We start from the raw sequence: 13,583 nt of genomic DNA on the forward strand, positions 1-13,583 counted from the left end.
CGCTCGGTGTCCGTCACAGATCACAGCGCGCCAACTCAGAGTTCATGCACCGTCCGCTGCTTGTTGGTTGCTGGAACGCGGGGCGAGTGTGGTCGCACCGATCCGGACGACGGCTCCGATACGGTAGGTGGGGTGACCATAGTCGGCAGGCAGTACGGCGGACGCGCCGTCACTGAGCGCAAGGCCGAACGCCGCGAGCGCTTCCTCGACGCGGCGACCCGCATCTTCGCCGAACGCGGCTACGCCAACTGCTCCCTCGCCGACGTCTGCGCCGCCGCGGCGTTGTCCAAGCGGCAGTTCTACGAAGAGTTCCAGACCAGGGAAGACGTGCTTGTCGCCGCCTACGACCGGATTCAGGACGAAGCGGCGGGCGCGGTGCTCGCGGCGCTGGCCGAACTCGATCCGCGATTCGACATGACCGCCGCGATGACCGCCGTTGTCTCGGCGTACCTGGGATCGATCGGCGCCGACCCGTATCGCACCAAGGTCGCCTTCATCGAGGTGGTCGGGGTGAGCGACCGCATGGAGCGGCATCGCCGCGAACGGCGGCACGCGTGGGCGGCGATGCTCGACGCCACCGTCGTGCCGGCGGTGCTGCCGGGCGCCCGGATTCGCGGCGGAACCGCCTGGGGCGCAAGCGCTCTCATCGGCGCGATCAATGGCCTGACGCACGAGTGGGTGCTGGCCGATCCGCGCCCTTCGACGGGCGAGCTGGTGGAATTGCTGGTGCCGATCGCGCTGTCGCTGCTGGAAGTCCCGGCTCAGCGCACGGCATAGTCGGCCAGCGACGGGGCCAGCGCGTCGAACGCGATGCGGATGTATTCGGTGATGGCCGTGGCGATCTCCTCGTTCGATTGACCGGCGAGGGTGCGGCGCATGGTCTCGTCGAACAGCACCCGATGCACCCCGCCCAGTTGGGCCGCCGCCACCCGCGGCCGGATATCCGTTGCGGCCGCGCCGGTTTCCGCGGCGAGGGTGTCGGCGAGGGCCTGCTCCCGCTCGTCGTGGAACTCCCGTAGCCGGGCGACCAGCGCGGGGCTGTCGGCGATCATCTTGGCGAATTCGGGACCGGAGAAGCCGACCACCGGATCCTGTTCGGCCGCGGCCGTCAGGTAGGCGTCGCGCAGGGCCGCCAGCGCGGACTCGCCCGGCTGCCGTTCGCGGACGATGCGCGCGAGCTGTTCGACGAAGACGTCGTGCAGATCGAGCGCCAGGTCCTCCTTGCGCGGGAAGTAGTTGGTCACCGTCATCTTGGCGACCTGCGCGGCGGCCGCCACGTCGGCGATCGTCACCTTGTCGAAGCCGTGCTCCAGGAACAGCCTGGTCGCCTGATGGGAGATGTTCTCCCTGGTCTGCAGCTTTTTCCGGTCCCGGAGGCCCAGCGTCTGTTCGGTCATGGCCCCACCATATCTGATATCGACCAAAATTTATGCTTGACATATTTTTAGGTCTGTTCTAAGTTTGTCTTCGTCACCGAGAACGAAGGAGCGTAAGCGACCCCGGCCCGCACCATCTCCACCATTGACCGAAAGGGACCAGCCACCATGGCCGACAAGACCACCGCGCAGACCACCATCGACGCCGTCCTCCGCCGCTACGGGTTGACCGAGACCGCACCCAAGCCGAAGAAGCAGCGCGCCAACGGATTTCCCGGCGCGCCACGGATCGACCGGAAGAACGCCGCGCTGTCGCACAGCCGGACCAACTTCCGCGCGGTCCCGCAGCGGCCACTGCGGATCCCCGGTCGCGGCTGACCGTCGAGTACTGCCCCCGCCGGTCGTCGGCGCACTACCGCGCCGACGACCGGTTCGCTCCCTTCGGAAGGACTCACCCGTGACCCAGTTCTGCACCGCCCGCCCCGCCCGTCTCGCCGGCACCGTCAGCGAGGACCCGGTCAAGGACTACCTGCGTCTCATCGGCCGCACGCCGCTGCTCACCGCCGCGCAGGAGGTCGAGCTGGCCGAACGCATCGAAGCGGGTGCGCTCGCCGCTCGGCGGCTCGCCGACGAGACCGACCTCCCGCTCGCGGAACGCCGCGCGTTGCGCCGCCGGGTCGCCGACGGTCAGCGCGCCAAGGACCACATGGTGGAGGCCAACCTCCGGCTGGTCGTCTCGATCGCCAAGCGCTACCCGACGCCGGTCGGGATGTCGCTGCTCGACCTGGTGCAGGAGGGCACGGTCGGCATGATGCGCGCGATCGAGAAGTTCGATCACCACCGCGGCCTGAAGTTCTCCACCTATGCCACCTGGTGGATCAAGCAGGGCATCGGCCGGGCGCTCGCCGACCAGAGCCGCACCATCCGCATCCCGGTCCATGTGGTCGAGGTACTGAATCGGGTGATCCGCACCCAGCGGACGCTCACACAGCAGCTCGGCCGCGACGTCACCCCGGCGGAACTCGCCGCTGAACTGGACATGACTCCCGCCAAGGTGCGCGAAGTGCTCGACCACGCGCGCGAACCGATTTCGCTGCACACCCCCATCGGCGACGACGCCGAGGTCGGCGAACTGATCGCGGACACCGCACCCGACCCGTCCGAGGCGGCACTGGCGACGGCGGTGCGCGGCCAGCTCGCCAAGGCGCTCGCCGGGCTGACCGAGCGGGAAGCCGAGGTGATCACCTTGCGCTTCGGCCTGGACGGCGCCGATCCGAAGACGTTGGACGAGATCGGCAAGGCCTATGGCGTATCTCGCGAACGGGCCCGCCAGATCGAGGCCAAAGGCATGTCCAAGCTGCGGCAACCGGGCCGCAGCAAGGTGCTCGAAGGGTTGCTCGGCTGAGTCGCTGTCGTGTCGCTGGACGGACAGTTCGGCGGACTCGGACCATACTGGCCCAATGACCGGTGCAGTCGATGTCGCCGAGAAAGCCCCCGAGCCGATGAGCCGGGCCAAGACCAACATTGTGTTCGCCACGATTGTGCTCGGCATGTTGCTGGCGGCCCTCGATCAGACGATCGTGTCCACCGCACTGCCGACGATCGTCGCCGACCTCGGCGAGGCCGGGCATATGGCCTGGGTGGTCACGGCCTATCTGCTCGCCGAGGCGGTGGCGACCGCGCTGGCCGGCAAGCTCGGCGATCTGTTCGGCCGCAAGCTGATCTTCCAGCTCAGTGCGTTGATCTTTATCGTCGGCTCGATGATCGCCGGGCTGGCGAACGGGATGACGCTGCTGATCGTCGCCCGCGGCATCCAGGGCTTCGGTGGCGGCGGCCTGATGGTCACCGCGATGGCGCTGATCGCCGACACCATCCCGCTGCGCCAGCGCGGCAAGTATCAGGGTGCGCTCGGCGCCGTCTTCGGTGTCACCACGGTGATCGGGCCGACGCTCGGCGGCCTGTTCACCGACCATGCGAGCTGGCGCTGGTGCTTCTACGTCAATGTGCCCATCGCGATCATCATGATCGTGATGTCGGCCCGCACCATCCCCAAGGTGCGCGCCGCCATCAAACCGATCATCGATTACGCGGGCATCGGGCTTGTCGCCGTGGCCGTTTCGACCCTCATCCTCGGGCTGGAATGGGGCGGGCAGGAATACGCCTGGGGTTCGTCGATGATCCTCGGCCTGTTCGCGGCGTCGGTGGTGCTGTTCGCGGCGTTCGTGGCGATCGAGCTGCGGGCCAAGGAACCGATGCTGCCGATGGGACTGTTCCGCAGCAGAGTGTTCACGGTCTGCTCGATCCTCAGTTTCATCTGCGGCTTCGCCATGCTCGGCTCGATCACCTATCTGCCCGCGTACCTCCAGTACGTGGACGGAGTCTCGGCGACCATGTCCGGTGTGCGTTCGCTGCCGCTGGTGGCGGGTCTGCTGGTCACCTCGATCCTGTCCGGCCAGGTGGTCGGCAAGACCGGCCACTACCGGTACTTCCCGATCGTCGGCACGCTGGTGATGGCGCTCGGGCTGTACCTGATGTCGACGATGGGCCGCGATACCGGCATCTGGGAGGAATCGCTCTACATGATGGTGCTCGGTCTGGGCATCGGGCTGACCATGCAGGTGCTCACCATCGTCGTGCAGAACACCGTGCCGTACGCCCAGCTCGGCACCGCGACCTCCGGCGTCACCTTCTTCCGCACCCTCGGAAGTACCTTCGGCACCGCGATTTTCGGCACCCTCTACAGCAATGAGATCGGCCCGAATCTGACCGCGGCGTTGCAAGAGGTCAAGGTGGTGCCGCCGGACGTCGCCGCGAATCCGCAATCGCTCCAGGCCGTGCCCGAGGAGATTTCGGCGCCCATCATCGACGCCTACGCCAACACCATCGACCACGTCTTCATCTGGGTGGTACCGGTGGCCCTGATCGGTTTCGTGGTCGCCTGGTTCCTCAAAGAGGTGCCGCTGCGCGACAGTGCGCGCACGAGTGCGGGTGACGTGGGCGGCGGTTTCTCGGTGCCCGACTCCGCGGACCGGGTCGTGCAATTGGAGCGGGCGATCGCCGGGACGCTGCGCAAGTCGCACGCCGAGGGGCCGATCGGCCCGCGCATTCTCGCGGACGCGGGCAGCACGCTCAGTCGAGGCGAGGCATGGGCGCTCGGACAGGTGTACCTGCGCGACCGCGTCAAGGGCGGGGCCACGCTGGACGCGGTCGCGCGGGCGCACAAGCTGCCCGACGACGTGCTCGCGCCGATCTATCGCCGGGTGGCCGAGAAGGGCTATCTCATCGACGACGGCCGGGAACTGCGGCTGACCGACGCGGGCCAGGGCGAACTGGACCGGGTCAAGGCAGCGTGGCGCCGGTGGCTCGACAAAACGCTCGATGATTGGAACAACGACGATCCGGCCGACCGCGCGCTGTTCGACGAGGCATTGGACAACGTCGCCGCCAAGTTGCTCGAAGAGGAGACGGGCGAGCACGAACCCGCCCGCACCTGACCTCGCTTGTCTCCGGTCGCGGACGACACTTGCCGCACTAATACTCGTGCACGTATATTCGTAGACGAGTAAGGAGGTGCGATGGCCACGAAACGCAAGGTGAACAACCTGCTCGCGCTTGCGGTGCTGTCCGTGATGATCGACGGGCCGAAGCACCGCTACGAGATCGCCCAGACGCTGCGCGACCGGGGCAAAGACCAGGACATGGACATCAAGTGGGGCTCGCTCTACACCGTCGTGCAGAACCTGGAGAAGGTCGGCTACCTGGAAATCGTCGGCAGCGAGCGCGACGGCGCGCGACCGGAACGGGTCATCTATCGCATTACCGACGCCGGACGAGCCGAACTCACCGACTGGACAAAGCAATTGATCGCCGTGCCCGAGTCGGAACAGCACCGGTTCGTCGCCGGGCTTTCCATCCTCGCGGTGCTACCGCCCGACGACGTCATCGAGTTGCTCGGCAAGCGCATCGACGCGCTGAGCCACGCCGTGGACGTGGTGCGCGGCGAACTCGAGCAGATAGCGGCCACCAAGCTGCCGCGGCTGTTCATCATCGAAACCGAGTTCGGGCTCGCCATGCTGGAAGCCGAAGCGGCATGGGTACGTTCGCTGCGCGACGAGCTGGTCGAGGGCACCTTCCCCGACGTCGACTGGTGGCGCCAAATGCACGCCGACGGTACCCCTTTCGCCGAAGCCATCGAGTCCGTGGAAAGGGGGATGACTCAACAGGAATCGTCCTGACAACGAGACCAGGCCCGGCGGGGTGCGGCAACACCGCCGCCGAGCCCGATTGAACAGTCTCGAACCGCGCCCGCATGCGCGCACCCGGCTACAAGGCTGGCAACCACAGGATAACTGGGTGCGCGATGCACGGGTCGGTTCGGGGATTCGAAAAACCGATAACGAACAAACCTGGAGACATCCGTGTCGAAAACAAGAACCGCACTGGTCATCGGTGGCGGCATCGCCGGACCGGTCGCCGCGACCGCGCTACTGAAGGCGGGCATCGACGCCCGCGTCTACGAGGCCTATCCCGGCCCGTCGTACCACATCGGCAGCGGGCTCGCGCTCGCGCCGAACGGCATCGCCGCCCTCGACATCATCGGCGCGGGCGACCCGGTCCGCGAGATCGCGCTGCCGATCGCGAACATGAGCCTGTCGATCGGCGGCAAGCACATCCGGGTACCCGGTCCGGCAGGGCTGGCGCCGCTGCAGCTGGTCGACCGCGGCGAGCTGCACCAGACATTGCACGATCACGCGGTCGCCGCCGGGGTGCCCTTCGAGTACAACAAGCGCCTCGTCGATGTGGTCGAGGACGAATCGGGCATCACGGCCCGGTTCACCGACGGCAGCACGGCCACCGCCGACGTGCTGGTCGGCGCCGACGGCATCCGGTCGACGGTGCGCGGCCTGATCGATCCGAACGCGCCGGGACCGGAGTACCTCGGCATGCTCGGCTTCGGCGCGATGGTCGACTACGACGGGGACATCCCGGCCGACACCATGACCTTCGCCTTCGGCAAAAAGGCCTACTACCTGTACGGACCGGGCGGTGACGGCCGGGTCATGTGGGGCGCCAACCTGCCGCACCAGGAGTACCTGTCGCTCACCGCGGCCCGCGCGATCCCGAAGTCGCACTGGCTCGATATCCTGCGCGAGACCTATGCCGAGGACACGCCCGGCGGCGAGCTGGCCCGGCGGACCACCGAGGAGCAGCTGGAAGTCACCGGGGCGCTGCACATCATGCCGTCGGTGCCGCACTGGTTCCGCGGGCGCATGGTGCTGGTCGGTGACGCGGTGCACGCGCCGTCCAACAGTTCTGGTCAGGGGGCGTCGCTGGCCATCGAGAGCGCCGTCCAGCTGGCCCGCTGCCTGCGCGATCTGCCGACACCGACAGCAGCGTTCACCACCTATGAGCGGTTGCGCCGCAGCCGGGTGGAGGCGGTCGCGGCACGGGCCGCGAAGGCCAATCAGAGCAAGACGCTCGGGCCGGTCGGGCGCAAGATGATGCAGTTGGTGGCACCGTTGGCGATCAAGATGATGAATCCGGAGAAGAGCCTGGGGCCCGAACAGCGCTACCGGATCGACTGGGCCGCGCCGGTGCAAAAGGAACTCGCGGCCGTGGCCTGAGCCGCCGAACCGTGCGGGCTGGTGGCTCGTACTCTTGGGACCATCCATTCGACAACCGGGGGACCCATGCCATCAGACCACCAGCCCGCACTGCACCTGACCGGCCTGTGTAAACGCTTCGGCGGACCATGGGTCGTCGACAGTGTGAGCCTGGCGGTGCCGCCGGGCTCCTTCTTCGGCCTGGTCGGCCCCAACGGGGCGGGCAAGACCACCACCTTGTCGATGGCCTGCGGGCTGCTGCGGCCGGACAGCGGGCGTGCCGAGATCTTCGGTGCCGACGTGTGGGCCGATCCGGCGCGCGCCAAGACCCTCGCCGGCGTGCTGCCGGACGGACTCGCGCTGCCGGAACGGCTCACCGGACGCGAATTGCTCACCTACACCGGGCTGTTGCGCGGCATGCCGGAGCGCACCGTCGCCGAACGGGCCGACGAGCTGCTCGCGGTATTCGAATTGACCGGCGCCGAAGGCACTTTGGTCGTCGACTACTCCGCGGGCATGCGCAAGAAGATCGGCCTGGCCACCGCGCTGTTGCACGCGCCGAAGCTGCTGGTGCTCGACGAGCCGTTCGAGGCGGTGGATCCGGTGTCGGCGGGCACGATTCGCACCATCCTGCAGCGCTTCGTCGCGGCGGGCGGCGCGGTGGTGCTGTCGAGTCACGTGATGGCGTTGGTGGAGAACATGTGCGATCGGGTCGCGGTGATCACCGGGGGACGGGTGGTCGCGGCGGGCACGCTGGACGAGGTGCGGGCCGGAACCACGTTGGAGGAGGCGTTCGTTCGGCTGGTCGGCGGCCGCGTCGGGGGAGAGGACGGGCTGTCGTGGTTGGCGTCCTGATCCGAATGCGGTTGCTGCTCACCAAGCGTGGGTTGAGCAACGGCTGGCAGGGTTTCACCTTCGTGCTCGGCATCCTGGTCGGCCTCTTCGCCGCTGTCGTCACCGCCGCGCTGATCGGCTTCGGCGCATCCGACGCCGCCCAGGGAACCACCATTGCCGCAGCGCTTTTCGGCGTGTGGACGCTGGGCTGGCTGTGCGGTCCGGTGCTGATCGGCAGCAGCGACGAGACCGTACAACCGGAGCACCTGCGGCTGCTGCCGCTCAGCAATCGGCAACTGGCCACCGGCCTGCTCGCCGCGTCCTTCGCCGGGCCCGCGCCGGTGATCAATCTGATCGCGTTCGGCGGTCTGGTTGTGCTCGCGGCCCAATTCGGTTGGGCGGCAAGCCTGATCGCATTGATCGCGGTGCTGCTGCAACTGGTGTTCGTGGTGGTGCTGTCCCGGGTGGTGCTGGCCTGGGTCGGTGCCGCCATGCGGTCGCGGCGCGGCAAAGATGTGGGCGTGCTGCTGGCCGGACTGGTCGGCTTGGCCTATTACCCGATGAGTTGGCTGCTGTCCCACGTGAGCGTGCTGCGTGACCTACCGTCCGGCGCGGCCACGACGCTGCGCTGGCTGCCCTCCGGCTGGTCCGCTGTCGCGGTACAGGGTGCGGCGCAAGGGAATTGGCTGCTCGCAGTGCTGCCGCTGGTCGGCCTCGCCGCGGTATCGGTCGGGTTTTGGCAGGCGTGGTCGGTGCTGCTGGCCCGCAGGCTGGCGACCCCGATGAATTCGGTGGCCGGTGGCGCGGGCGGCGGGCTGCTCAGCCGGGTGCGGCAGGACGGACCGGTGGGCGCGGTGCTGGTCAAGGAACTGCGCGCCTGGTGGCGGGACAGCCGTCGGCGGGCGACCCTGCTGCCGATCCTGGTGGTCGGCATCCTGATGCCGGTTTTCCCCGCCGTCCAGGGCGGTGGCACCGGCGGTGTGCCGTTCGCGGGGGTGACCTCGGCGTTGTTCGCCGCGCTGGCCGGTGCCAATCTCTACGGCTATGACGGCACCGCGCTGTGGCAAACCCTTGTCACGCCGGGGGCGGTGCGGGCTGATGTGCGCGGCAGGCTGCTGGCCATGCTGTTGGTGATCGGCCTGCCGACGCTGCTGATCACGCTGATCTTGCCGGGCGCACTCGGCCGCTGGGGTGTGTATCCGTGGGTGCTGTCGCTGCATGCCGCGGCGCTCGGCGTCGGCGTCTGCTCGGCACTGGTCCTGTCGGTCCTGGCGCCGTATCCGCTGCCGCCGCGCACCGGCAATCCCTTCTCCGGCGGGGGTAATCCGGGGTGCGCCAAGGGTTTGATCCAGTTCGCGATGGTTTTCGGCCAGATGTTCGCGGTGCTTCCGGTGGTCGCGATCCTGCTGATCGGCCGGGTGACCGACCTGAAGGTGGTCGAATGGCTCGCCCTGCCGGTGGGTATTGCGATCGGTGTCGCCGCGGCCGTTGTCGGCGCGCGCTTAGCTGAGCGGCGGCTGACGACCCGTGGACCCGAGCTGCTGGATGCGGTCCGGCACCGGTGAGCGCTGAAGTCCCGCCTCCACATCGGCGAAGCAATAGACTTGCCCCGTGAGCGATAGAGATTCTGATGGCAGTCTCGATCTGAATCAGTTGCGCACATTCTTGGCTGTGCACCGGGCAGGGTCGATCACCGCGGGTGCGCGGCTGGTCGGGTTGTCGCAGCCGACGGTGACCGCGCAATTGCAGGCGCTGGAGAAGCGGTTGGAACAGCGATTGTTCGAGCGGCTGCCGCGCGGTGTCGCGCCGACGGCGGCCGCCGCGGAATTGGCCGCGCGGATCGCCGAACCGTTGGATGCGCTGAACGCGGTGGCCGGGTGGTCCACCCCGGCCGAGTCGCTGCCGCAGCCGCCGGTCCGGCTGGCCGGGCCCGCGGAAATCCTTGCGGTGCAGGCTCTTCCCGCGCTGGCGCCGTTGGTCACGCGCGGCGTCCGGCTGACGGTGACCGCCGGGCTCTCGGAAGACCTGCTGGCCGGATTGCGCGCTGGACAGTACGACCTCGTCATGTCGACCGTGCGCCCGCGGGGCCGAACCGTGGTCGCCGAACCGCTCTCGGACGAGGAGTTCGTGCTGGTCGCCGCGCCCGCGGTGGCCGAACAGATCGATACCGAACAATTGCGTGCCGAGGGCCCGGCCGCGCTGGCCGGGACACCGCTCGTCAGCTACGCCGCCGACCTGCCGATTCTGCGGCGGTACTGGCGGCACGTATTCGGCATCCGCCTGACCGCCGAAGCGGCCGTCGTCGTCGCGGATCTGCGCGCGGTCGCCGCCGCCGTCGCGGCGGGCGCGGGCCTCAGCGTGCTACCGCGCTACCTCTGTGCGCCCCAACTGGATTCGGGCACATTGGTCGCCCTCCTCGACCCGCCCGACCCACCGATCAACACCGGCTTCCTGGTCCGCCGCCCCGGCACGGCCCCCCGCCCCCACGTCGACCTCGTCCACAGCCACCTCCGCGCCGTCAGCCGCACCTGGTAGCGGTTCAGAGAGCTGCGCGCTTACCCAAGATCTTCGACGGCCGCATCCAGACCGATCACCAGTTCATCGAAGGCGTGCGGTGATCACGGGCAGGTGCTGAGTTCCCTTGTCATGGCGTCCTTCTCGGCCTGGGTGACCCAGAGCTGGTAGGCCGCTTTGACCTGGATCTGCCGGGTCACGTAGGCGCAGCGGTAGTTCTTGCTGGGCGGTAACCAGCTGGCGGCGTCGGAGTCGCTCTTGGACTGGTTGGTCGGGCCGTCGACGGCCTGCAGGTTCAGCGGATCGTTGGCCAGGTCGCGCCTGCGTTCCGCGGAAAGCTGTTGCGCGCCTTTCTGCCAGGCGTCCGACAGCGCGATCACGTGGTCGATCTGCACATCGTCGGAGGTCTTGGGGCCGCGGACGAATTTGATGGTCTTGCCGGTGTACGGGTCGTTCAGGGTGCCGGTGGCGACGACGCAGCGGCTGTTGTCCTTGAAGGTGATCTCGGTGAGGTCGCGCTGCAGGATGTCGTTGCGGGTGTCGCATTTGTTGTGCCCACCGGGCACCGATACGTCATCTGACCAGGCACTGCCGAATTGTTCACGGGTGTAACCGGTTTTGGGTGCGCGCCCGGCCACCCGGATCGCTTCGAGCATGGTGAGTGCGTCGCGGCTCGGCATGCTCGCCGGTGCGTCGGCGCAGATTTGCGCCGACCCGGTGCACTGCGCGTTCGCTCGGGGGGATTCGACTCGGTTGACGAAGTAGTAGGACAGTCCGATGAATGTCGCGATGGCCAGCCCGATCAGGGCGAGCCGCTGAGCTGTGAACTTCATCGAGCTTCCTAACGCCGATCGCCTGAACTATATCGGGCGCCAACGTATCCGGCGGTCGAGGTCGTGGAAGCGATTGCCGCATATGAGCTTCGGCACAGCCAAGGGGAGTTGATATAAGTCCGCCCCCGAGTCGCCGTGCCGGCGCCGACTCGGGGGCGGTGATCACGAGGGAGGTCGACCGTTCCGCGGTGGTGCGGGAGGTTGTCCAGTCCGAATCCGCACACGCCGACACCACGGGGCTGATGAGGGAGGACCCGAGGTGTCGAGCCGCGCTCGGCGAACTCGCTCGTGATGACTAGGGGCAGATCGGGATTCGATCGGTGTCAGCTGAGAGTTCTACCCGCGACTGGGAATTCGCCTCTCGCTTCCGCACCGTATCTCTCCGTCCCGACCTTGCTCGTTGCTACGTATTGAGACAGTAGATAACGGGGTTTGATCTTGGCAAGTCGCCGACCCTGATTCGGCGATATTCTCAGGTTCATTTCAGTCTGGTCGATTTATCTACTGGACTTGTACGGATGTGCCGGTCAGTTGCGGGATCACGTTCGGTGCCGTGGTGCGGAACCCGTCCCCTCCGGGCCGTGATGAGCGTCACGCCAGCGGCGGTCACAGTAGGCCGAAGTTCTGTGTCCAACCGGGTGAAGGCCAACAACCCAGACCTCTGGAAGGACAGTTCATGGCGACCGTCGATGTTCTCGACTCGTTCATCACCTACCGCGACACGGGCACCGGCTCGGTGCCGGTGGTGTTCCTGCACGGCAACCCCACCTCGTCGTACCTGTGGCGCAACGTGATTCCGCACGTCACCGACCGAACCAGGGCGCTGGCCCCCGATCTCATCGGGATGGGTGAGTCCGGCAAGCCCGATATCGCCTACCGGTTCACCGACCACGCCCGCTACCTGGATGCCTGGTTCGACGCACTCGGACTGGACCAGGTGGTGCTCGTCGGCCACGACTGGGGCGGCGCGCTCGGCATGGACTGGGCCGCGCGTCATCCGAGCCGCGTTCGCGGCATCGCGCTGATCGAGACGTTCCTGCGGCCGCTGCGCTGGGACGAGCTGCCACCGCTCGGCGCGGAACTGTTCCGGAAGTTCCGCAGCGCGGAGGGTGAGCGAATGGTGTTGACGGAGAATATGTTCATCGAGTTCAACCTGCCCAAGGGCGTCGCCGACTTGTCGCCCGAGGATCACGACGTCTACCGCGCGCCCTACCCGACACCCGAATCGCGCAAGCCGCTGCTGATGTGGCCGCGCGAATTCCCGCTGGACGGTGCACCCGCGGACGTGGTGGCGATCGTGCGGAACTACGGAGAATGGGCGGCGCGGACGCCCGAGGTGCCGAAGCTGGTGATGGCGTTGGCGAACGGGGTCGGGCTCGGCTCGGCGGAGGCGGTCGACTGGGCCGCAACGACTTTCGCGAACGTCGAGGTCGCGCCGATCGGCCCGGCCGGGCATCACGCGCCCGAGGATCGGCCGGACGAGATCGGCGCGGCGGTGGCCGGGTGGCTGCGGTCAGCGGCGCGGCTCGACAATGGCGGCGAACCCGTCCAGCAGGCGCTGTAAACCGAACTCGAAGAGCTTGTCGATGTCGAACTGAAAGTCGTTGCGCTCGTTCAGGCTCGCCAAGGTGGGAAACTGCCCGCTTGCCAGCAGTCGTTCGAATTCCGGCTCCCGGATATCCCACGGCTCGACCGGCGCACCCGCCCGCCGAGCCACCGCTTCCAGCTCGAGATTCACGGCTACCCCGCGCACGTAGCTGTACAGCGAGACATGGGCGTAGATCACGGCATCCGGGTCGAGGCCGAGATCATCGAACGAGCGGGCCGCCCATTCGGTGTGCGCCAGCAGCTTCGGTTCCGGCTCCGGCCTGCTCACCCACATTGCCGTGACCACCCACGGATGACGGTGATACATCGCCCACTGCAGCCGCGCGAGCACTTCCAGCCTGGCCCGCCAGCCGACGGGCGGCGGGTCGGGGAACTGGGCCTCGCCGAAGGCCGCGTCCGCCATCAACAGCACCAGCCGATCCTTGCTGCCCACATGGCGATACAGCGACATCGTCGGTACGCCGAGTTCGGTGGCGACGCGCCGCATCGACAGCGCCGCAAGACCTTCGGCGTCGGCAATCGCCATGCCCGCCCGCACCACGGTCGCGGCGGTCAGCTCGGTCTCGCGGCCGTGCTGTTGTCGCGCCGCCTGCGGGGCGTCCACCACGGTGCCGACGCCGGGTACCACCCGAACCGTGCCCTCTTGGCGCAGCACGGCGAGCACCTTGGTCGCGGTGGCGATCGCGACGCCCCACTCCTTGGTGATCTGCCGTGCGGAGGGCACCCGATCGCCCGCCCGCAGCTCGCCGGAGTTGATCCGCTCCTGGATCTCCGCGGCGATGCGCAGGTATGGGGGAGGTGAACTCATACCATCA

The 13,583-nt window shown here is 67.8% G+C and carries 13 protein-coding genes; 10 read left to right on the forward strand and 3 right to left on the reverse strand.

Translation table 11 applies throughout. The features are described from left to right. Positions 1 to 132: 132 nt before the first annotated feature. Positions 133 to 777, forward strand: a complete 645-nt coding sequence (locus tag ACFK0J_RS07565; RefSeq protein WP_378737802.1) for a TetR/AcrR family transcriptional regulator — start codon at positions 133 to 135, stop codon at positions 775 to 777. Here the strand turns inward: ACFK0J_RS07565 and ACFK0J_RS07570 are convergent. After that, complete coding sequence (locus ACFK0J_RS07570; RefSeq protein WP_378737804.1) at positions 762 to 1,397, reverse strand: TetR/AcrR family transcriptional regulator; 636 nt, start codon at positions 1,395 to 1,397, stop codon at positions 762 to 764. The genes ACFK0J_RS07565 and ACFK0J_RS07570 overlap by 16 nt on opposite strands. 147 nt (positions 1,398 to 1,544) lie before the next feature. Here ACFK0J_RS07570 and ACFK0J_RS07575 point away from each other — a divergent pair, with 147 nt between their 5' ends. The 8 genes from ACFK0J_RS07575 to ACFK0J_RS07610 all read left to right on the forward strand — a co-directional run bounded on the left by ACFK0J_RS07575 (position 1,545) and on the right by ACFK0J_RS07610 (position 10,348). Beyond that, positions 1,545 to 1,754 carry a hypothetical protein gene (locus tag ACFK0J_RS07575; protein WP_378737806.1) on the forward strand — a complete coding sequence of 70 codons (210 nt, stop codon included), beginning with the start codon at positions 1,545 to 1,547 and terminating at the stop codon, positions 1,752 to 1,754. A 79-nt stretch (positions 1,755 to 1,833) separates the two neighbouring features. Next, the gene (locus tag ACFK0J_RS07580; protein ID WP_378737808.1) at positions 1,834 to 2,781 is read left to right on the forward strand and encodes a sigma-70 family RNA polymerase sigma factor; all 948 of its coding nucleotides are present in this window, start codon (positions 1,834 to 1,836) and stop codon (positions 2,779 to 2,781) included. Positions 2,782 to 2,836: 55 nt separating this feature from the next. Continuing rightward, the gene (locus ACFK0J_RS07585; protein ID WP_378737810.1) at positions 2,837 to 4,870 is read left to right on the forward strand and encodes a DHA2 family efflux MFS transporter permease subunit; all 2,034 of its coding nucleotides are present in this window, start codon (positions 2,837 to 2,839) and stop codon (positions 4,868 to 4,870) included. A gap of 81 nt (positions 4,871 to 4,951) precedes the next feature. Beyond that, the gene (locus ACFK0J_RS07590) at positions 4,952 to 5,611 is read left to right on the forward strand and encodes a PadR family transcriptional regulator (RefSeq protein WP_378737812.1); all 660 of its coding nucleotides are present in this window, start codon (positions 4,952 to 4,954) and stop codon (positions 5,609 to 5,611) included. Between the two features lie 183 nt (positions 5,612 to 5,794). Beyond that, positions 5,795 to 7,000, forward strand: coding sequence for an FAD-dependent oxidoreductase (locus tag ACFK0J_RS07595; protein ID WP_378737814.1), 1,206 nt, complete (start codon positions 5,795 to 5,797; stop codon positions 6,998 to 7,000). Positions 7,001 to 7,066: 66 nt separating this feature from the next. Beyond that, a complete protein-coding gene (locus tag ACFK0J_RS07600; RefSeq protein ID WP_378737816.1) occupies positions 7,067 to 7,834 on the forward strand; it encodes an ABC transporter ATP-binding protein in 768 nt (255 codons plus the stop codon). Next, positions 7,819 to 9,378, forward strand: a complete 1,560-nt coding sequence (locus ACFK0J_RS07605; RefSeq protein ID WP_378737818.1) for a hypothetical protein — start codon at positions 7,819 to 7,821, stop codon at positions 9,376 to 9,378. The genes ACFK0J_RS07600 and ACFK0J_RS07605 overlap by 16 nt, the downstream gene beginning before the upstream one ends. 46 nt (positions 9,379 to 9,424) lie before the next feature. Continuing rightward, a complete protein-coding gene (locus tag ACFK0J_RS07610; RefSeq protein ID WP_378737820.1) occupies positions 9,425 to 10,348 on the forward strand; it encodes a LysR family transcriptional regulator in 924 nt (307 codons plus the stop codon). An 83-nt stretch (positions 10,349 to 10,431) separates the two neighbouring features. Here ACFK0J_RS07610 and ACFK0J_RS07615 read toward each other — a convergent pair whose 3' ends face one another. Continuing rightward, complete coding sequence (locus tag ACFK0J_RS07615) at positions 10,432 to 11,160, reverse strand: HNH endonuclease family protein (RefSeq protein ID WP_378737822.1); 729 nt, start codon at positions 11,158 to 11,160, stop codon at positions 10,432 to 10,434. 676 nt (positions 11,161 to 11,836) lie between these two features. Between ACFK0J_RS07615 and ACFK0J_RS07620 the strand changes: the two genes are divergently transcribed. Further along, on the forward strand, positions 11,837 to 12,724 hold the full coding sequence (locus ACFK0J_RS07620) for a haloalkane dehalogenase (protein WP_378737824.1): 888 nt from the start codon (positions 11,837 to 11,839) through the stop codon (positions 12,722 to 12,724). Here the strand turns inward: ACFK0J_RS07620 and ACFK0J_RS07625 are convergent. After that, a complete protein-coding gene (locus ACFK0J_RS07625) occupies positions 12,674 to 13,576 on the reverse strand; it encodes a TetR/AcrR family transcriptional regulator C-terminal domain-containing protein (RefSeq protein WP_378737826.1) in 903 nt (300 codons plus the stop codon). The two genes, ACFK0J_RS07620 and ACFK0J_RS07625, sit on opposite strands and share 51 nt — an antisense overlap. Positions 13,577 to 13,583 lie beyond the last annotated feature (7 nt).

The organism is Nocardia brasiliensis, assembly GCF_042691675.1.
In the GTDB taxonomy this organism is placed as follows: Bacteria; Actinomycetota; Actinomycetes; order Mycobacteriales; family Mycobacteriaceae; genus Nocardia; species Nocardia brasiliensis_D.